Here is a 20802-nt window from a genome sequence, read left to right as displayed (position 1 = left end):
TAATTTTTTTTAATATGAAAACCCTCTCTATATCAACATTTCACATTACATTTTTTATCTTACTATTTTGCACATCTGTTTTTTCTCAAAATTCATTTGCAACTTGGGAAGAAAATTACAATAATGGCATTAATGCTATAAATAGCAAGAACTATAAGGACGCTATATCTTTATTACAGCATGCTTATACTTTTGCTAAAGACACATTTGAAAAAAACAGTGAGGATTTGGGTATTAATGCATATTATTTAGGATTTACATACCAAAAAACGTCTGATTTTAAAAATGCAGTTAAGTACTATTTAGAAAGTTTAAATATAATTGAATCAAATCAAGGTAAAGATAGTGTAGATTATATTAATTTAACATCAAGAGTTTCTTTAATGTATCAAAAATTAGGTAAATATGAAAATGCTTTAAAATATAGAGAATCAGCAAACTTAGCGATCAAAAAAAATTATGGAGAAAAAAGCAAAGAATACGGAAAAGCGCTAAGCAGTTTAAGTCAAATTTACTATTATCAAGGTAAATATGATTTGGCAATACCAATTCAAAACCATGTCCTATCTCTTTATTCTAATCAAGACAAAAAAAGTATAGAATATGCTATAGCCATCTACACCATGTCTCTTTTGTATAGCGGTATTACTGAATATAACAAAGAAATAAAACTATTAAACCAGTTTATAGAAATTTTAGGAGAAGATCATAAAAACACCATAGACGCTTATAATAATTTATCCACAGCCTATAGTAAACTTGGTGATTATGAAAATAATTTAAAAACTTGCCTAAAAGTAATTAAAAACACACCTGAGAATGATCAGAACTATCCAACTAGGTTATTGAATTTAGCCTATGCTTATGGTATGCTAGGAGAGTTTAACAAATCTTCAGAAATTTTCAAAAAAGCAATAGAATCCTGTCGCTCTATATATGGTTCTGAGCATCAAAAATATATTGAAATCATTGATGCCTTTGGTCAACACAACTATAATCAGAAAAACTTTGAGGCTGCTAAAAAATTACAAGAGGAAGCTCTTCTTATATTTTTAAAAGTATTTGATGAAAACCATCCTAAATATGGATTCTATTTAAACAACTACACCAATACATTATTAGCTTTAAATCAATTTGATAAAGCTATAGAATTGATGAAAAAAAATATTACAATTTCAGAATCGAACTTAGAAACTGAAAGCGAATCTTATTATAGAAAACAATTAACCTTAGCCCAAGCCTATAATAAAATTAATGAATACAATAAAGCGCTAGCAATCCTATCAATTTATACTAAAAAATTAAGGTCAAAACTAGGCAGCCTTCATCCAGATTATGGAAATATGTTAAAGACCTTAGGAGAAACTTATTTTGGCTTAGGAAAAGTGGAAAAAGCGATTCCAATCATTGATTCCTCAAATCAAATACTTATTAGTCAAATAGACAAAGTGTTCAAATTTAGGAGTGAAAAAGAAAAACAAGCCTTCTTAAAAACCGTCAATAAAACTTTTGATGAAATACAATCTCTGGCTTTTAAACTTAACAACCCTAACAACCTTTTAAATGATATAAATCTAAACAATCAAATCATGTTAAAGGGATTATTACTAAATAGTTCAAAAAGCATCCTCACAAATTTATCTTCACTCGGCGACACCCTTATAAATAATAAAGTTCAAACCTACAGATCATTAAAAAACAACTATTCAAAAACTCTAAGCTTACCTTTCGAAGAACGTATTTTAGATATTGACAGTTTAAATGAACTAATAAATATTAAAGAGGGCGAACTTGTAACGATACATAATAAAAGGTTTGATGAAGAAAATAATTTCTTAAGTGATTGGAAAACATCCCAAGAAAAATTAAGAGATGATGATCTGGCCATTGAGTTTTCACATTTTGAACTAACCTCAAACAATAAATTAACCGACAGCATTATGTATGTTGCCTATTTATATAAGACTAATTGGGAATCATCAATTATGCTTCCCTTATTTGAAGAAAAACAATTGAGAAATATTACTCAAGGTACATCTCCGAACCAACTATATAATTCTATTGACTTATTTGATTTAATATGGAAACCTATAGAGGAATATACAAGAACTTCAGGCAATATTTACTATTCTCCTAGTGGTATGTTAAATCAAATTTCAATAGCAGGAATAAAAAGGGATAGCAATTCTACTTTATCGAATCAGTATAACTTAATTCAATTAAGCAGTACTGAGGTTTTATCGAAAGGACAAACTGAACCTCAAACTACAAATACACTATTTATGGGGGGAATAACTTATGACTATTCCGAGTTAACAGAAAGTGTTGCAGACTCAAGCTATGCTTATTTAAATTCAGAAATTTTAGTAAATAGTAGAGGAACAAAAACCAGAGGTGAAAGTTGGGACTCTTTACCTGGTGCAATGCAAGAAATAGAAACCCTAAACAAACTTTTCAACTCTAATAACAAAACAAATCATATTTTATCAGGTGAAAATGCAAACGAATCTGCATTTAAAAAACTAAGTGGTAGTAGTCCAAAGGTTCTGCATATTGCGACACATGGTTATTTTTATGAAAACATAGAATCTAAACCTCAAAACAGTTTTAATTTGAGCACTGAAGACAAATATCGTTTAGCTGAAGATCCTTTATTGCGCTCAGGACTTATATTAGCTGGCGCCAACTATTCTTGGAAATACGGATACAACCCTAACGAAGAAGAAGACGGTATTTTAACAGCTTTAGAAATATCAAACATGGATTTATCTAATACAGATATGGTTGTATTGAGCGCCTGCGAAACCGGTTTAGGTTATATTGATGGTAGCGAGGGCGTTTATGGCTTACAACGCGCTTTTAAAATGGCTGGTGTCAATATTATAGTTATGAGCTTGTGGAAAGTACCAGATTTCGAAACTGCAGAATTCATGAATTTATTTTACAGTAATTGGTTAGTTATTAATAATGTAAAAGAATCATTTAACGAAGCACAACTCACCATGCAAACCAAATATAGTACCGAGCCTGAAAAATGGGCAGCTTTTGTGCTGTTTGAATAACTTAGAACGTAGTTAATAGAAGTTCTAATACGCTTTATCGAGATTAAAAGAATACTATAGTATAAAGTTTGTAGATTTTATAAAACTTTAGTATGTTTAATTTAAATCTCTCTCTAATTCCTATATAAATAGCATTGTTATTGTTTTTTAACACCCTCTAGGATTCCCAAAATCTGCTCCTAATTTAGTCTTGTTTGTGGTATTAATAATTAATAGTATGAAAAATAAATTACACTATTTAGGATACACTTTCATTATTTTTATTTTTGGAATAATTAATACAAATGCTCAAATCTGTGATGCAGGACCAGATAGAACTTTAGAATGTATAAATAATGGAGTAACTGTAAACTTAGATGATCTTTTGGCTGATGCTGGTAAAAATGATACTAATAGTAATAGTTCCAAAGTATTTAGTAGGAGATGGGTACTTAAATCTGCTCCACTAAGCCCAAGAGGTCCACGTCGTATTCCTCCAGTGGAAAATGGCGACAAAGTAGATTTCCCTAATACAGGAGCAGGTCCTGAAGAATACTATGTTTTTGAATATACAGTATCAGATGATGGGTGTACAGACACATCTGAAATTACAATTTGTGTTTTAGGAGATGAGGCAGCTAGCTTTAACGAAAGCTCATTATATATATGTGAGGATGAAACAGTTACAAATAAAGATGAATTATTTAACGCATCTCCTTTAAATGAGATAAGAGATTTTTTTGGCTATTGGGAAGATGCTGACAATAATGAGCTAACTGAATCTTCTTTCCCATTAGGAGAAGGAGCTTATACTTATTTTGATAGTAGTGGAAATATTAATGACGTCCTTGTTTATGAAATACCTTGTAGCAATAAAGATATTAATTTATCCTTTGCTAATGCACAAAACACAAATGATGGTGTTAACGATTATTTTGAAGTTGATGTAATGATACAAACCATTAACTCAACTGGTAGTTTTAAATTACGTGATGGTAAATTATTTTTTCAATATAATGTTGCTGCTTTTGGTGAATATGTTAACGCAAATGACAGAATTGAAGTTACCCAACCAGATGGATATATTGCAGGGCAATCTAGTGATTCAGACCCAAGTAAAAAAAATTATTATGAGTTTAAAACTTATGATAATACAAACAATGGAAGTGTTAATAGAGTTTCATGGGGGTTTTCTGGTTATTTCACTTTGACGTCGAACAACGTAAATGAAACGCCAAAAAAATTGTGTCATTTAAAAATAAAATATGTTGATGCAACAAAACTTCCACTATTTACTTATGAATCAAATGGCATTTACGACGATCAATTTCGTGAATATTCTACAATCTACCCTTTTAATAATGGTAGCATAAGTAACGATTCTTTTGATAGTAACGGGGCAACATTATCTGATAATGATTTCGAAATATTAACAAACATTTCGTTATTTCCTAACCCAACAAAAAATACACTTTACACAAAAGGAGATATTTCTAAAATAAAAACTATACATATTTATTCTATAACAGGAAAACATGTTATGACTATTAAAAATAGTTTTGAAGAAATAAATATATCTCGTTTAGAGACTAGTATCTATTTTGTTAAACTTAACACAGAAAATACTTCAAAAACTTTTAAAATAATTAAAAAGTAGAAATAAGTGAGATTTCTGTTTAAAGAGTAGCTTTTTGTTTTATTTGAATAACAAAAAAAGTATTTAATAGACTTTCTCTACACTTTATCGATATTTAAAAAATATATTAATACTTAATTTGTACATGTCTTAATTCTTTAGTAGGTTTAACTTTATAATTCCCTGTCACCTAAATAAATAGCACAATTTTTGTTTTTTAAAACAAACCCTAGGGCCCTCAACATCTGCTCCTAAATTTAGTCTTGTTTGTGGTATTAATCATTTAATCCTATGGCAAATAAAACTCTATGCTTTTTAATTATTCTTCTAGGAATATTTAATACAAACGCACAAATAACATCATATCCTTATGTAGAAGATTTTGAAGCTGGTGAAGCTGGTTGGACGCCTGGTGGCACAAATTCAAGTTGGCAACTTGGGAATCTTGACGCTCCTTTTCTTGTTTCAGATGCACCTCTAAAGTATGCCCCCTTCGGTAAACGTGCTTGGATTACAAATGAAAATGGATTATATAATAATAATGAAAATAGTTGGGTACAGAGCCCAGTATTTGATTTATCTTCATTAACCACCCCATATATTCAATTAAAAATATGGTGGGATTGTCAAACAGGAAGTGACGGTGCTGTATTGCAATCATCAGTTAATTCTGGAGCTTCTTGGCAAAATGTAGGTGACATATCCCAAGGTACTAATTGGTTTAACAATGCAAGTATCTCTTCAAATCCTGGAGGTCAATCTAAAGGGTGGTCTGGAGAAAAAGATCAATTCGACCCTCTCTTATCAAAAGAATCTTTAGGTTGGGTTACCGCAATCTTTCCTATTTCAAACCTAACAGGTGAGAATAATGTTGTTTTTAGAATTGCTTTTAGCTCTAACAACACTATTGCAGGACCTGGTGTTGCTTTTGATTATATACAAATATCCAACACATCATGTTATGCTGGTGACAATTTTAAACCCGCAGACACTTATGCTAGACTACCAGGTCTTCCAGATTTTAACAGTCCCACACCGGAAATTGTTACCCTACCATTTTTTGATAACTTAAATACGTTGCTAGATGCTCTAATAGCAGAGTCCAGTAAAAGTAGAAACAGCAAAGTTAACAGTAGAAAATTCGTATTTAAAAAAGGTCCAAAGCGTGTTTTTGTTAAGGATGATGGCGATATCGATTTCCCCAATACAGGTCAAGGCCAACAGCAGGAGTATGTTTTTGAATATACAGATTCTGATGTCTCTTGTAATGGCATAAAAGATGTAGCCTTTTTGATACTAAAAGTTGGAGGAAATGATTATGGAGGAACAAACATAGAAGAGCAAGCTTGCGTTATTACTGATACTGAAGGCGTACAGGTAGCCAATGATCTTTATGATATTTTAAGCCTTGAAGCCATAAGATGTTATGAAGATCTTGATCAGGGCTTTTGGTATGAGATTAGCGGTAATAACGAAATACCACTTTCTGGATCTCCTCCTTCGAGTACTGAAGGAATGTTTAAATATGAAGGCTGTAGCAGTAACACGGCTATTATAACTATTACTACAGAAAATAATTGCACAGCAAAAGACCTTGGTTTTAGTTTTGATAATGCTATAAAATATTCTGACGGTTCAGGTTATTTCTTTGAAGTAGATGTTATGATGAACACTAATAATTCTGGCACTTTTAAACTAGGTTCTGGCAAACTACATTTTAGTTATAACACAGAAGCCTTTGGTGAAAATATAAATTTAAATGGGAATTTTCAAGTTATTAATGATGGTGGTATAGTTGAACAATCTATAGACAGTGACTCTGCTAAAGGAATTTACGGAGGCTTTTCAACTGAAGATGTTTCTACATCAGTTGTATCTTGGAGTTATTCACAAATTTATAGTTCATCAACTTTTAGTAATGATAACATAAATGGTAGCCCTACAAAATTATGTCGGTTGATACTAAAATATCAAGACGAAAGTAAAGACCCAATGCTTATGTTTCAATCTGATTACCCTCTAGACAATCAATTTTCTAGTGCTTGTGGACCTCAGGCAGGAGGGCCAACTGAATTTTCTGATTGTGAATCAGGCGAATCAGGATTCAATATAATAAATGATAACTTTAACAGTACTATTTCTCAAATAACATTATCAAATACAGAACTTCGATTAGTTTCAAAATTTTTATTGTATCCAAACCCAACAAAAAGTATATTGAATCTTAAGGGTGATATAACAAAATTAAAAGGTATAGATGTTTATTCTATTACAGGCCAACACATTATGTCTATTAAAAAAGATTTTGAAAAAATAAACATATCACATTTAGAACCAAGCATCTACTTCATAAAACTTAATTCAGAAAACGCCTCAAAAACTTTTAAAATAATTAAAGAATAAATACAGCCATTTATTGACAAATTTTATAAACTTCGCAAAGTGTTGTACGTATTTCACTTCTGCTTAAACCTTCTTGTTTTAAATAAGCAATTATTGGCTTAATGTCTTTATTTAAGGACTTAAACTCTGCTTCTGTTATTAAATGAAAACTATAAAAAGTTGTTTTTTTAAGGCTTTGATACTTATTTTCAGTTATGGCCCATTCATAACTGTGGTCTGCTTTCAAAAGAGAATCGTTAACCAATATAGTCAACGAAGTAGCCGGCGTACCTAAAATAGTTGTTTTATTTGTATTTATATCTTTTAGAATTAGATAATAATTTTTTTCTTTTCCTTCTTTTTTATTCCATTTAAAAGACACTTCTGCACCAATTACTTTTGCACTATCTACTGGGTATAACATTAGTAAAGCTTCGTCTCCTCTGTAAACAACTCCACTTCTACTTCTATTATCTACAACACGATTTGTAAACTTTCTCCATGTATAACTTAAAAATGTCTTCATATAGGGCTTAGTAGCTTCTATTACTGGAACTTCTAAAAGTTTAGAATGTGAATAGCTCCCTATTTCATCCAAAATATACTCATTACCTTCTTTATTTATAAAATGTACAACATCATTGTTATTTAAAGTTAAAAGAGCCTCTTTTTTGATAAGCATTCCCCTAGTGATCGGTTTTATAGAATCATTTATTTCTAAATATGGAATGCCTTCAAATTTATTAACATAAAATTGATCTTGCGAAAATAAATTTAAAGTAAATGCAAAAATCAATATAGATAAACATGCTCTTTTTATTTTACATATGTTTTCCATTTCCATTTTTTTCGATTTTTCTTAACGTATCTAACTAAATGTTTATAATACTTTACATAACTCCCCGCAAATAGTGTTCCAATAATTATTGGCACAATTTCAAAAGCTAAACCGTACTTAAATAACAAAAGCGCTAAACCTACTAAAACAATTGAAAACACAAATAAAAGAGTATGCTTTCTTGTTCTATAACTAACCTTATACTTCTTATCCATTTTTATTAAAAGCATAGTTGTAAAATACATTGATATGAAGGTGAGTATAGCCACCCAGAATAAAGGTAGCTCAAAAATAAAATCATCATTAATAAGCATGTTTATAATGTTAGCATGAATCACTGCTCCATACATATCTTTATCACTCTTACCAACTAGGTGTTTATTTAATGGTGTAAAAAACTTATCTTCAATATCAAATTCATTCCCAACTGGAACCCCTAAATAACCAACAATAACAATTTTATCTTTTAAAAATGGCGTGTTTTCATAATCTAAAAAGTCATCAATATCAAGTGTTATAAATTTGTCGTAGTCTCCATAATACTTTATAATCCTTTCTTTTTTTAATTTCTTATCATAATCATATACGTCCCACTTGTCTCCTAAATATTGTTTAGCTACTTGAGCTCCAAACGACATATAATCTAGCTCCTGAGAAACACCAACAAACTTACGTATAACATAGTTATAGGGAACAATATTAAAATTGAAGTTTACATACCCCTCTGTATTCCCATTTTGAAAATAAGAATGATTCTCTTTTATATTATTATCAACAATATTAAATGCATTGACAATTTTATTACTCTTTAGTGCTTTTGATAAAATAGAATCTGAAAAGGCTTCTTTTTTTTCTTCAAAAATCACATCTATCCCTATTACTTTTGGGTCTTGTTCAATAATTTTCTCTAAAAGGACTGCTAGTATATCTCTATCACGATGTTCTACATTAAAAAGTATTATATCCGTGTTAATTTTATCATTAGGCTTAAACCTTTCTGAGTAGTAAATATCATATAAGTTAAAATCTGTAAGTGCTTGAACAAATGGATTAAAAAAAGTAATGTTCTTTATTGTAAATATCAAGATAAGAACTAAAACACAACTAAGTATAGTTGATAAAAAGGAATCTCTAACTAAGAGTTTTGTCTTTTTTTTCATATTAAAATATAACTCAATATAGGGAATATTTTGAGTATTTAAAACTAAAAATTAATTCCACAACAAGAAACCACGTTCTGTCCAATATAATTCAGGGTTAACTTGAGATGCTTTTAATAGCTCTAATTCTTCCAAAGTAAAACTAAAATTTAAAGCTTTCAAATTTTGAGTTAATTGTAATTTGTTTGACGCGCCACTAAGCACATAAGTTGGCTGTAAACTATCCATTACAAAGCGCAAAGCAATAGCATCAAAACCGACTTCATACTTTTTTGATAATTGATTTAAGATTTTATATGCTTCAGAATAATGCTGAAAATTTTCATTTTGAAAAACGCGACCATTTGCCAAAGCTTCCTTAATAATCACTTTCTTTCCTTGTTTTAAAATAGCTTTTAAAATTGAAAAAGTAGATTGTTCGAAAATATTATAAGTTACCTGAAAACTATCAAATAATAATTCATTCTCTACTGAAACTTTTAACGCAGCGACAATCACCTCTTTTTGGTTTGAACCGCTCGTTGTGATTCCAATATGCAACCCTGTTTCCTTTTTTATTTGGGACAATTGATTTAAAACAGTTTCATTTTCTAAAATACCACTTTCAAAAGTTTCTGAATGCACTTGGTAGTATTTTAGTTTTGGAAGCATTTGCTTTGAAACTTGCCATTGTTCTACCAACTTTTTTAAAGAATGTTCTTTTACTTCATGTTTTCCTTCAAAACCTAACTCCCAATTAGCTACATAAGTATACCCCCATTTTGTACCTAAAACCACATCTGAATGACTATTTACATCATTCCATTCCTGTAAAAAAGCTTCGCCTTTTCCATAAGATGGTGCTGTATCGAAATACCGAACTCCCAATTTATAAGCTTCATTTAACACAGAAAAGGTGTTCTTTTTGAAGGCTTCTTCAGATTTATCAATCGAATTATCTGTTCTAATATTTATATATTCTGGTCTGCCTAAAGCTGCTAAACCTAATCCTATTTGTGTTTTCGAATTCTTTTTCATTAATCTATAACTTCTGTTTCAATAATTATATCGGATATTAATGTTCTGTGTACTGGACATTTTGAAGCAATCTCTTTTAATTTGGCTTTTTGTTGTTCATCCAAATCACCGACAAATTTTAATCTTTTTTGAAGATGGTCTATTCTTGTTGGTTTATCAACATCCAACATTAAATCGTCACTGTGCTTTTTAGAATAGGTAATATAGGCGTAAACCTCTTGTAAATCCCATTTTTTGCGTTGTGCATACATTTTTAGAGTCATAACCGTACATGCGGCTAATCCTGCACTTAAATAATCGTAAGGCGATGGCCCAAAATCGTCTCCTCCAATACTCGCAGGTTCATCTGCTATAAAATTGTGTTTTTTAGTTTGAATTGATGTCGTAAAATTATCTTCAACTAAGTTCAAATGCGCTACAAGTTGTTCGCCTTTGGTCTCTAACATAGTATTATCTTGCTGTTCAAAATAACGCTGTACCCAAGTACCAATCATATTCCCAACATACATACTATCTTTTGAATTTGATAGTAAGTGGTCAGCATCATCTAAACTCACAAAACTTTTAGGATGATGCGCACCATGATATAGTTTGTGTGCATTATCTATACCCACAATTTGATCAAAAGGGGCGTGCATAATCAATAATGGTTTTCGTAAATTTTTTGTGATTTCTGGCAAATCAATTTTACCAAAATCTTCTACAAATTCTTCATTAATTTTGAATGGTCTGCCACCAATATTCACTTCTACTTCACCTTTTTCATTTACCTCTTCAATTCCATGCGAAAACAAATGCGTTACATGACTTACCGTTGCAGGTGCGCCAACTGTAGCAACCGCTTTTATATTTTCTAATTTAGATGCAGCAACAATTACCGCAGCGCCACCTAACGAGTGTCCAACCAATAAACTAGGTGCTTGATAATGTGCTTTCAAATAGTCATTCACAGCCATTAAATCATCAACATTTGCAGAAAAATAACTTTCGGCAAATTCGCCTTCACTTCTTCCTAATCCCGTAAAATCAAAACGCACCACTCCAAATCCATGACTTGTAAGAGACCTGCTAATATTTTTCACAGCACCCAAAGCACTACTACACGTAAAACAATGCGCGAAAATAGCGTAGTACTGTGGTTTTTGATCTGCAGGTAGTTCTAAAAATGCTTGTAACTTATGTCCTTTTTTATTTTGAATATTCAGTTTGATACTGCTCATTTTTTAGATGTTTTAATTTATTCTGATTGGTATAATTTGAAAATCGTTTTAGCAATAGCACCAATTTGGGATTGATAAAACGTTCACAAAAAGGTTTTTCTGGATTATTATAATAATAATTTTGAATTTGCTCTCGTGAGGCTTTGAATGATTTAAAAGCTAAAACTTCTGTTATCAATTTATTTTCAAATTTATTTTGAAGCCATGCTAAAATTTGTTCAGCTTCCTGTTTTTGTGCTTCTGAAAACACATATACTGCCGAACGGTATTTGGTTCGCATAGAATGATTCGATTCACTTTTATGAGTATGTAAATGGATTTCAATAAGTATTCCCATTGATATGTCTTCAGCATTAAAATGGACAATAACCGCTTCTGAAAAGGTGTTATTATCTCCAGTTGAAGCCACAAAACCTTGCTCTACTTTTGAAACACCAATTAAGGATTGAAATACCGCTTCGGTACACCAATGGCAACCACCTCCAAGAGCTATTTTCTGTAACACTTCCATTACGAACTACAGGACAACATGGAACACCCTACTTTATCTCTAGCCCAATCTGGGCGCTTCACAAACCATTTTTGATACTCTGATTGTTCGTCATATGGTTTTTTAAGCATTTGAAACAATTCATCTATCAACTTATAATCTCCTTTATCTGCATCATCAATGGCTAATTGCGCCATATAATTGCGTAATACATATTTAGGGTTAACCCTATTCATTTTTGCTTTTCTTTCTTCGTCTGTAAAGGTCTCTTTTTTCAGTCTGTCAGCATAATTTTTAAACCAAGCTACCCAACGATTTTTTACATTGCCAATAACCTCATCTGGTTCATAAAATGCATTCTGAATTATTGTTAACCCATTAGATTTTTCGTTTTTTTTGAAATCACTTAAATTCCTGAATAAAATCGTCATATCCGTTTCTGTTAAATGCAAAATATCCTCCAATTCTTGAATGAGAGATTGATCTTTTTTATCTTTAGTATGTAATCCTAGTTTGGAACGCATCATATTAAGAGAGCCTTTTTCAATATCTGTCTTATATTGATTTAATATAGTTTCCAAAGGTTCTGCTTCTTCAATTAAGGGATAAATCGCATTTGCCAATTGTAATAAATTCCAAAAGCCAATATTGGGTTGGCTTCCATAACGGTAACGTTTATGTTGCCTATCCGTAGTGTTTGGTGTCCAACCATAATCGTAGCCTTCTAACCAACCATAAGGGCCATAATCTATAGTTAATCCTAAAATGGACATATTATCGGTATTCATCACACCATGCACAAAACCAACACGTTGCCAATGGATGATCATATCTAGAGTACGCTCCGAAACTTCTTTAAAAAACTGAATATATATCTCTTTTGAAGGCTTTCCTAAATGTGAAAAATGATGTTTTATAGTATAATCAACCAACGTTTTAAGCGTCTCTTCATCTTGTCTTGCTGAAAAAATTTGATAACTCCCAAAGCGTAAAAAAGATTCGGCTGTTCTACAAACAATTGCTCCTTTTTCGTAAGCAGAATTGCCATCATACATAACATCTCGCAATACTTGGTCTCCAGATAATGCCAAAGACAAAGCTCTAGTAGTTGGGACTCCCAAATGAAACATGGCTTCACTACACAAATACTCTCGAATAGAAGATCGCAATACCGCTAAACCATCGGCAGTTCTTGAATATGGCGTTTCTCCAGCACCTTTTAATTGTAATACCCAATTTTTATTGTTGTGTTCTACTTCAAATAAATTTATAGCGCGACCATCGCCTAATTGACCTGCCCAATTTCCGAATTGATGTCCGCCATAACACATCGCATAAGGGGTTGCGTCTTGCAGTACTTCATTGCCTGTAAAGACATTTAAAAAATCATCGCTTTTAGCATCAACATCAGTTAATCCTATGTTTTTGAGCATTTCTGGAGATACGTGTAATAATTCTGAGTTTGCTGTTTGTTTTGGTGTTACATAAGAAAAACACACTTTAGAAACTTGTCTTCTGGTATTTTCCAAAATGGGGTCTGCTGGTAATTTTTTGTTGAATTTATCTTTTATGTTTAGTTTCATTTTTTTCCTTAAAAGACCTACAAGGTTTTGGAAACCTTGCAGGTCGGTATAAATTAGGCCATTATTTATTAAGCCATTTCTTCGAATCTTTATCCGACGAGTTTCTTAACTTCTTTTCTCCAATAGTAATCGTTGGAAAATTAAGCTTTCCGTTTTCATAGAGACTTCTTAATTCTTTAGCATTTTCATTATTTAATTCTACGTCAAGAAACGCATATTTCAAATTCAAATCTTCCAAATGCTTTTTATAATATTGTGTTTTATGGCACCTTCCGGCGCCATAAAGTTTAATATCTATTTTCAAAATTACATAGTTTTCAGCAACTCAATTGACGCATCTGGATTCAAATGAAAATCTGAAAATACCACATTGTCATGTTTATCAATAAACAAAAACCAAGGTGTTCCTCCTGTTTGGTAGTTCTTCATAATATTAGAAATAGATTTACCATCATCGCCAGCATCATGCCCAAAGGGAATCATTAATTCATATTGCTTTTGAGTTTCAATCATCTTTTCATAAGTGTTTTCATGATGCCCTTCAAAAACAGTTTGAACTGCTAAAAAAACAACATTCTCATTGCTCTTTGAAGCCTCTACCATTTTTTTCAAATCAGGCAACCCTTTACTATGGCATCCTAGACACCAACTTTGAAAACAATACACAATTTTAAATTTTCCTTTAAAATCGGCAAGTTTTATTGGTTCTGTTTTACTTCCATGGGCATCAACCCATTGATTAATATCAAATTCTGGAGCTTTAAATACTTGTTTATGTTCTAATTGATTAGACATATAATTATCCCTTTCTTTAAATTTAATTTTCATTAGTTCTACTTCAATTTATCTGCATGAAGTTTTCTAAGTTTTGCCAATTTTGGTGTAATTACAAAACTGCAATAGCCTTGTGACTGATTATTTCTGTAGTAATCTTGATGTTCCTTTTCCGCTTCATAAAAAACTGCTAAAGGACTAATTTCAGTCACAATAGGGTCTTCATAATAAGGCGTAACTTCTTTTGAAACAATTTCAGCTATTTCCTTTTGCAACTCGTTATGATAATAAATCACTGAACGATATTGCGTGCCTCGATCTGCACCTTGTTTATTTAAGGTTGTAGGATCGTGCGTCGTCATAAAAATAACTAGAATATCTTCGTAAGAAATCACATCAGCATCAAATGTAATTTGTATTACTTCGGCATGCCCTGTTAAACCAGAACATATCTCACGATACGTGGGACGTCCAGGAACATTCCCTCCAGAATAACCCGACACTACTTTTTCAACACCTTTTACTTCTTGAAATACTGCTTCTGTACACCAAAAACAGCCACCACCAACTGTGGCAATTTGTAAATTGTTAGTTCTCATTTTTTTACCCTTCCGTCTTCAATTCTTATCAGAATTAAATCCACCTTCCCTTAAAAAAGGGAAGGATTTATTAAACTTAAAATTTCTTATTCTTTCTCTAATTGCATAGATTCTGAATTAATGCAATATCGCAATCCACTAGGTTCTGGACCATCAGGAAACACGTGCCCTAAATGCCCATCGCAAGTATTACATAACACCTCAACGCGTACCATTCCTAAAGCCGAATCTCTTTCATATTTAATAGCGTTTTCTTTAATGGGCTGTGTAAAACTTGGCCACCCGGTTCCCGATTCAAACTTAATAGTAGAATCAAATAATGGTGTATCACAACACACACAATTGTACTTTCCAGCTTCATGGATACTACAAAGCGCACCACTGTGTGGTCTTTCTGTTCCTTTAAGTCTTGTGATTCTAAACTGCTCTGGAGTTAACAGCCCTTGCCATTCGGCTTCTGATTTTTCAACTCGTTTATCTGGAGTTGGGTTTCCTTTTACGGAAAAGTTGATGACTTCTTTCCAAGTTAGCATATGCTTTGTCCTTTCTTTATTAAATTAATATATGCTTTCAACATTTTAGTAAGTCGAAATTACATTCAAAAACTTACAACCTCTAAATTATTTAGTATTACTGAAAGCATTAATGAAATTTACGACAAAATATGACGTTATCGTTACATTATTTTAATGTTGATAAAGTTTAGTATTTTTACTTAATAAACATTCTATAAATTCTAAATATGTTGATTGAAGAAGTTGAAAAATTTGTAGTTAACCAACTAATTGAAAAGTTAGACACCTCTTTTACGTATCACAACCTTACTCATACACAACGTGTTGTTGAAGATGCTAAAACCTTGGCTGAACTTTCTAAGATTGATGAAGCACAAAAAAGCCTACTTTTGATAGCCGCTTGGTTCCATGATACGGGCTATACTAAAGGTGAAAAAAATCATGAAAACGAGAGTGTTGCTATTGCAAAAGCTTTTTTGGAAGCTGAAAAATATTCTAAAACAGACATCAAAGTTATTTGTGATTTAATATTAGCCACTAAAATGGATGCTGTTCCTAATAATCAACTAGAAAAAATAATTAGAGATGCTGATTGCTCGCATATTGGAAGTAAAAACTATCTGGAAATTTCTGAGTTACTCCGAAAAGAATGGGAATTAAAATGTGACAGAACATTTACCGAAATAGAATGGCTAGATGAAAACATTAATTTTTTATCCAAGAAACATCAGTTCCATACCAATGAAGCTGCTTTAAGTTGGGATAAGCGAAAAAGCAAAAATTTATCAGAATTACTTAAATTAAGAAAGAAATTAAATGCCGATAATAAAAAAATAAAGCAAAAAAAGGAAGAATTAAATTTTAAAAAAAATAAGGTAGAATTACCCGAGCGTGGTATTGAAACCATGTTTAGAGTAACACTTAAAAATCATATAACCTTAAGTAATATTGCCGATACTAAGGCTAATATTTTATTATCAGTTAATGCTATTATCGTGTCTTTAGTGCTCTCTAACCTTGTGTCTAAACTAGATAATCCTTCTAATGATTATTTAATTTGGCCTACGGTTATTTTCGTTGGTTTTACTGTAGCATCTATTGTATTATCTATTTTAGCAACACGACCAAATGTAACAAGTGGCAAATTCACTAAAGAAGATGTTGCTAATAAAAAAGTAAACCTATTATTCTTCGGAAACTTTCATAAAATGAGTTTGAAAGATTTTGAATGGGCTATGGGTGAAATGATGCAAGATAGAGACTACCTGTATTCATCTATGAAAAAGGATTTATACTTTTTAGGCTTAGTGCTTGATAAAAAATATAAAATATTAAGACTTACCTATTCCGTTTTTATGGTGGGAATTATCGTGAGTGTTATTTCTTTTGCTATTGCTTTTAAATATTTTGGTGGAATTGCTTAAGCTTTAATCTCTTTCATTAAATCATTATAAGTATAGAAGGCTTTATCATCTTCATTTTTATGATATAGCACACTTACCCTGATGGCTTTAAGCCCTGTTACGGCTTGCAAATCCTGTAGTTCTACAATTTCAATATCGTTATCTAAATAATGTTTAGACTGTAAAAACTTGACATAACTTAAATATTCTACCTCGTCTAGCTTTTGAGAATAAACAATACTTATTTTCCCTTTTTGAGTAACACGTTCTTTGGTGCCTTTTATAAAAGCTTTATCTACTCGTTTTTTCACAATTTCATAACGTGCATTATAGGTTCCATCAACATCAAATTGCTTTTCATCCATTCTAAAGCTTATAGATAGAGGCTGACTAAACACCAAAATCATAGATGCCACATCAAGCGAAACAGGGAAATCAGATTGCATTTGGTAATATGCATTCTCCATTTCACACATCACTTGTAACTGCCATAAACGCAAATTGTACAAGTAAATTTGATTAAAACTAGCTTCTTTTGTAATGGATTCACCTATATACATGTTGTGCTCAACACCATCCGTTTTAAAACGCTCAAAATAGTGTGGATACATCTGTTGCGCTTCTACCTGCTTTTTATCTAACAAAGACGCCATTTCTGCATTAATTTTAGCAATAGTATCGTCGTAATCTTTTCGGTGCTTGTACAACACGTTTACCTTATCATCAATACTATCATAATATTCTTGAATGTCTTCTTTTAAACCCTCAATCTGATAAAGGTGTTTTAGAAGCGGCTCTATGTCTAGTTTGAAAAAACTTGAAATTTGTTGCTCACTATCTACCTGAAAATGCTCAGCTAATCCTTTTTGATAGGTATTAATCTGAAAAATAAATTGCTCATATATTGGTAATACTTCAATTTCAGAAGCTTTTTTTAAAACACTTTTTACCGCTTTTAGTTGAAGTGTTAAATCTTCTTTAGTTGCTTTATTTCGAGCTTCCGAAGACCCTTTAATATCAATCTGTCCATATAACGGATAAATATTATCAAAGGCAATTTTTTTAAATGAAGCTTCTTTTCCTTCCATTTCATCTTTAATGAAATTTTTAGCTTCTTTAGCAAAACGCCAATGTACACTTGGATGAATAGACGTGCATTCTTTTTGAATAATGGCTTCTATTAAGTTTTCTTCATCGTTCTTAGAGCGTTCAACAGCCGATACAATAAACGGCATAACATCTATTAACTTATTAGCATTAATACTATTAAGCATTTGAGGAGTGGGAGAAACAATTTCTATAATCCCCATTAAACCTTTGTCATTTGCAATAGGAGCAAAAATAGCACTCTTAATGCCTTGTTTCTTTAAGTTTACAATGTGAGGTGCTTTCCCTTTTGACTTTTCAAAATCGCGATCTACATCAGACACAGAAAAATAATTGTTCTCTTTCAATAACCTATTATATGACCAACCACATAAAGCGTCTGAGCACTTTCTGGTTTCCATATCTCCAAGAAGATAACTATGCATTCCTACACCGTAAACACGTTCAAAAACATCTTCTTCCTGGTTATAAATTGAAAACCCTACTTTGATATCGTTTATACCCAAGAGCGATCTAAAGATTTCATGAAACCCTTGTATAAAGTTTTCATCTTTACGTTTATCCTCTCCAATTAAACTGGATTTTATATTTGAAATGGATTGATCTTCGGTAACATCAAAAATATTTGAAATCACAAACCCATTGAAGATATAGCTATCAGGAGGAAATTTTTCTTTCCAAAGTGCAAGGTTATCAAAGTTATCTAAAAGTTGGTTGTAATCCTCATGAGTAATTTTTTTCGCCTTATCTGTTGCCTCTATTTCGCAAAAATCAGCATTATAAAGAATTTTATAATATCTAAGAACCCCATTAGCATCGGGGATTTCATAGTAAAACGGACGCTTAAAATTCAGATTATAACCGTAACAGTAATTTAAGATAATGGTACAAGCAATAATATACCGATGATCATCAGGCATATTTTTGATATTCAATTCAAATCCCCCACCAGCAATTTCAATGATGTTTTTAAAACGTTCAGATGAATTAAAAATCAAATCGTGGAAGGGTACTGAAGCCGTTTTAATCTCATTTCTAGATAAAATAGGAGCAAAAGAATCTTGTAGGATTAAACGAATCTCTTTTTCCCTGTCTTTTAACACTTGAGTATCACTAAAACCAGCTCTTAACTCTGGATATGATTCAGCAGATTTTAAAACACGCTTTGCGTTAGCTGATAAAAATTCATCATTACTTTTTGCCAAGTTTTCGTAATGCTCAAGTAGTTTATTAAAACCAACTTTCAAAATCATTGGTGTTTCAACATTATCATTAATATCCATACTAAGAAAATTTTTGTATAACAAAATTACGAATTATTGCGTTAGTCGATAGTAACTAGACTACCTAACTATAAATTTGTTACTAAAAAATAAGGTTTTCTTATATCTTTTCTAGCAGTATCATATTAAATTTAGAATCAATAGCGATTTTTCCATCGACTACTTTATTCGAAATACCAGAATATGCATCGTGAAGTGTGTCACCATTTTCAAATACCTTTGAAACATCTAACACTTTTTCTCCAATTGGTAAATCTAAACCAACAACAACTAAATCTTTGAAATCATCTTTTGAAAAACTTCTGTAGAACAAATAAGGAGACTCCGTTATCATTTGATGAACACCTGCACCAACAGCTGGATGGTTTGCCCGAAACTGACCTAATTTTTGCCAATGTTCTAAAACTGCTTTTGTTTTGGGAGTATTTTGAACAGCGTCCCAATTCATAAAGGAGCGTAATGTTGCATCACCTACAGTACCTTCTATAACAAGCGATCGTGCCGACTCATCACCATAATACACTTGAGATACGCCAGGACATAATAATAGTTTAGTAGCTGTTTCAAATGGTTTTTCTCTTGTGGGATCAAATGGTTCACTATCATCATGAGAACTTAAATAATTTAACACGCTATATCCTTTTAATTCTGAATTTAAAATATCAGAATATTTTTTGAACATGTCCTCGGTTGGCATTTGAGCGGCATCCCATTTTATTTCAAAATTAATAAGTCCGTTAAACGCTTTATCAAAATAATCTACTTTTTTATCGCCAAAATCAAATGCTTTGGCAGCTGAAATTCCGTAGTTATAAACCTCACCAACTAAATAAAAATTATTATCATCGAGCACTTTATCTGGATTATTTTTTTTGAATTGTCCGAAAGTAAAATCACATACCACCTTAAACTCTTGCCAAACACGCTCTTCAACATGTTTAACCGTATCAACGCGATAACCATCAATTCCAAATTCTGTGATATAATCTGTAAGCCATTTCATAATATAAAAACGTGGTGCTCTTGGATGCCCTGTTCGTTTAAAAAACGCATCTAATTCCGCTACTTCTTGCTCGTATCTGCCTTCGGTTTTCCATTTTTTAACTAGTTGTGGTGGTAAGGCAACAGCTTCATCACTTTCAGTTTTAATATCTGGAAGGTTTTTAACTAGCGTACAGGTAATTGTTTTATCATAAGATTGATAATCGCATTGTGGTTCGGTGCGTATCCATTTCTCTGGCCATAGAGAATCTTTCTCAGTTACTGGCCCTGTATGATTTATGACTGCATCAAGTAAAATACGAATACCATGCTTATGAGCAGTTTCAACCAATTTATGCAAATCTTCTTTAGTTCCAAAGTTTGGATCTACTGCTGTCCAATCACTTGCCCAATACCCATGAAATCCATAACTTAAACCAGTGCCCTCGTCTGTACCTCCATGAATTTGCTCTACAATAGGTGTCATCCAAATGGCATTGATTCCAAGATCAGTAAAATAGCCCTCTTTTATCTTTTTTGTAATTCCTTTAATATCTCCACCTTCAAAACCGCGAAGCTTTCCTGTTTCTAAATTTCTATCAAAATTAATGTCGTTAGAAGTATCGCCATTATTAAAACGATCTGTTAGTAAGAAATATATATTTGCACCTTCCCAAACAAAAGGTGTTTTTGGTTTTTCTTGAAGAATATCCTTTTTGTCTTCACAATTAAAAAAAACTAAAAACGAGATTAAGACTAAAAAATACTTCATA

16 protein-coding genes are annotated in these 20802 nt (G+C 31.7%); 4 read left to right on the top strand and 12 right to left on the bottom strand.

Going from position 1 to position 20802, the window contains the following annotated elements:
* The first annotated feature begins 14 nt into the window (after positions 1 to 14).
* From AAC024_RS02140 to AAC024_RS02130, 3 genes are all read left to right on the top strand, one after another.
* Entirely contained in the window at positions 15 to 3062 is a 3048-nt protein-coding gene (locus tag AAC024_RS02140; RefSeq protein ID WP_339893531.1) for a CHAT domain-containing tetratricopeptide repeat protein, read from the top strand.
* 217 nt (positions 3063 to 3279) lie between these two features.
* Positions 3280 to 4698, top strand: coding sequence for a T9SS type A sorting domain-containing protein (locus tag AAC024_RS02135; protein ID WP_339893530.1), 1419 nt, complete (start codon positions 3280 to 3282; stop codon positions 4696 to 4698).
* 270 nt (positions 4699 to 4968) lie between these two features.
* Positions 4969 to 7080: a T9SS type A sorting domain-containing protein gene (locus AAC024_RS02130; RefSeq protein ID WP_339893529.1), complete on the top strand. Its 2112-nt coding sequence runs from the start codon at positions 4969 to 4971 to the stop codon at positions 7078 to 7080.
* Positions 7081 to 7090: 10 nt separating this feature from the next.
* Here AAC024_RS02130 and AAC024_RS02125 read toward each other — a convergent pair whose 3' ends face one another.
* The 10 genes from AAC024_RS02125 to msrB all read right to left on the bottom strand — a co-directional run bounded on the left by AAC024_RS02125 (position 7091) and on the right by msrB (position 15273).
* Positions 7091 to 7897, bottom strand: a complete 807-nt coding sequence (locus AAC024_RS02125) for a hypothetical protein (protein WP_339893528.1) — start codon at positions 7895 to 7897, stop codon at positions 7091 to 7093.
* A complete protein-coding gene (locus AAC024_RS02120) occupies positions 7876 to 9057 on the bottom strand; it encodes a CHASE2 domain-containing protein (protein ID WP_339893527.1) in 1182 nt (393 codons plus the stop codon). Before AAC024_RS02120 ends, AAC024_RS02125 begins: the two co-directional genes overlap by 22 nt.
* Positions 9058 to 9108: 51 nt before the next feature.
* Entirely contained in the window at positions 9109 to 10074 is a 966-nt protein-coding gene (locus AAC024_RS02115; protein ID WP_339893526.1) for an aldo/keto reductase, read from the bottom strand.
* Entirely contained in the window at positions 10074 to 11294 is a 1221-nt protein-coding gene (locus AAC024_RS02110) for a bifunctional alpha/beta hydrolase/OsmC family protein (protein WP_339893525.1), read from the bottom strand. Before AAC024_RS02110 ends, AAC024_RS02115 begins: the two co-directional genes overlap by 1 nt.
* Positions 11263 to 11805: a peptide-methionine (S)-S-oxide reductase gene (locus AAC024_RS02105; RefSeq protein ID WP_339893524.1), complete on the bottom strand. Its 543-nt coding sequence runs from the start codon at positions 11803 to 11805 to the stop codon at positions 11263 to 11265. Before AAC024_RS02105 ends, AAC024_RS02110 begins: the two co-directional genes overlap by 32 nt.
* Positions 11805 to 13367 (bottom strand): YdiU family protein, encoded by a 1563-nt coding sequence (locus tag AAC024_RS02100; protein WP_339893523.1) that lies wholly within the window; start codon positions 13365 to 13367, stop codon positions 11805 to 11807. Before AAC024_RS02100 ends, AAC024_RS02105 begins: the two co-directional genes overlap by 1 nt.
* Before the next feature lie 61 nt (positions 13368 to 13428).
* Positions 13429 to 13671: a glutaredoxin domain-containing protein gene (locus AAC024_RS02095; protein ID WP_339893522.1), complete on the bottom strand. Its 243-nt coding sequence runs from the start codon at positions 13669 to 13671 to the stop codon at positions 13429 to 13431.
* A 2-nt stretch (positions 13672 to 13673) separates the two neighbouring features.
* Positions 13674 to 14195 (bottom strand): redoxin domain-containing protein, encoded by a 522-nt coding sequence (locus AAC024_RS02090; RefSeq protein ID WP_339893521.1) that lies wholly within the window; start codon positions 14193 to 14195, stop codon positions 13674 to 13676.
* A gap of 5 nt (positions 14196 to 14200) precedes the next feature.
* Positions 14201 to 14740, bottom strand: coding sequence for a peptide-methionine (S)-S-oxide reductase MsrA (msrA, locus tag AAC024_RS02085; RefSeq protein WP_339893520.1), 540 nt, complete (start codon positions 14738 to 14740; stop codon positions 14201 to 14203).
* An 86-nt stretch (positions 14741 to 14826) separates the two neighbouring features.
* Positions 14827 to 15273 (bottom strand): peptide-methionine (R)-S-oxide reductase MsrB, encoded by a 447-nt coding sequence (gene msrB, locus AAC024_RS02080; RefSeq protein WP_339893519.1) that lies wholly within the window; start codon positions 15271 to 15273, stop codon positions 14827 to 14829.
* Positions 15274 to 15482: 209 nt separating this feature from the next.
* Between msrB and AAC024_RS02075 the strand changes: the two genes are divergently transcribed.
* The gene (locus tag AAC024_RS02075) at positions 15483 to 16679 is read left to right on the top strand and encodes a Pycsar system effector family protein (RefSeq protein WP_339893518.1); all 1197 of its coding nucleotides are present in this window, start codon (positions 15483 to 15485) and stop codon (positions 16677 to 16679) included.
* Here the strand turns inward: AAC024_RS02075 and AAC024_RS02070 are convergent.
* Together AAC024_RS02070 and AAC024_RS02065 are read right to left on the bottom strand one after the other, a co-directional pair.
* Positions 16676 to 19048 (bottom strand): GAF domain-containing protein, encoded by a 2373-nt coding sequence (locus tag AAC024_RS02070; RefSeq protein WP_339893517.1) that lies wholly within the window; start codon positions 19046 to 19048, stop codon positions 16676 to 16678. The two genes, AAC024_RS02075 and AAC024_RS02070, sit on opposite strands and share 4 nt — an antisense overlap.
* A gap of 100 nt (positions 19049 to 19148) precedes the next feature.
* Positions 19149 to 20801: an alpha-amylase family glycosyl hydrolase gene (locus tag AAC024_RS02065; protein WP_339893516.1), complete on the bottom strand. Its 1653-nt coding sequence runs from the start codon at positions 20799 to 20801 to the stop codon at positions 19149 to 19151.
* Between the last annotated feature and the right edge of the window lies 1 nt (position 20802).

It is taken from the genome of uncultured Algibacter sp., assembly GCF_963976535.1.
In the GTDB taxonomy this organism is placed as follows: Bacteria; Bacteroidota; Bacteroidia; order Flavobacteriales; family Flavobacteriaceae; genus Algibacter_B.
This window is presented reverse-complemented; position numbering and strand designations above follow the sequence as displayed.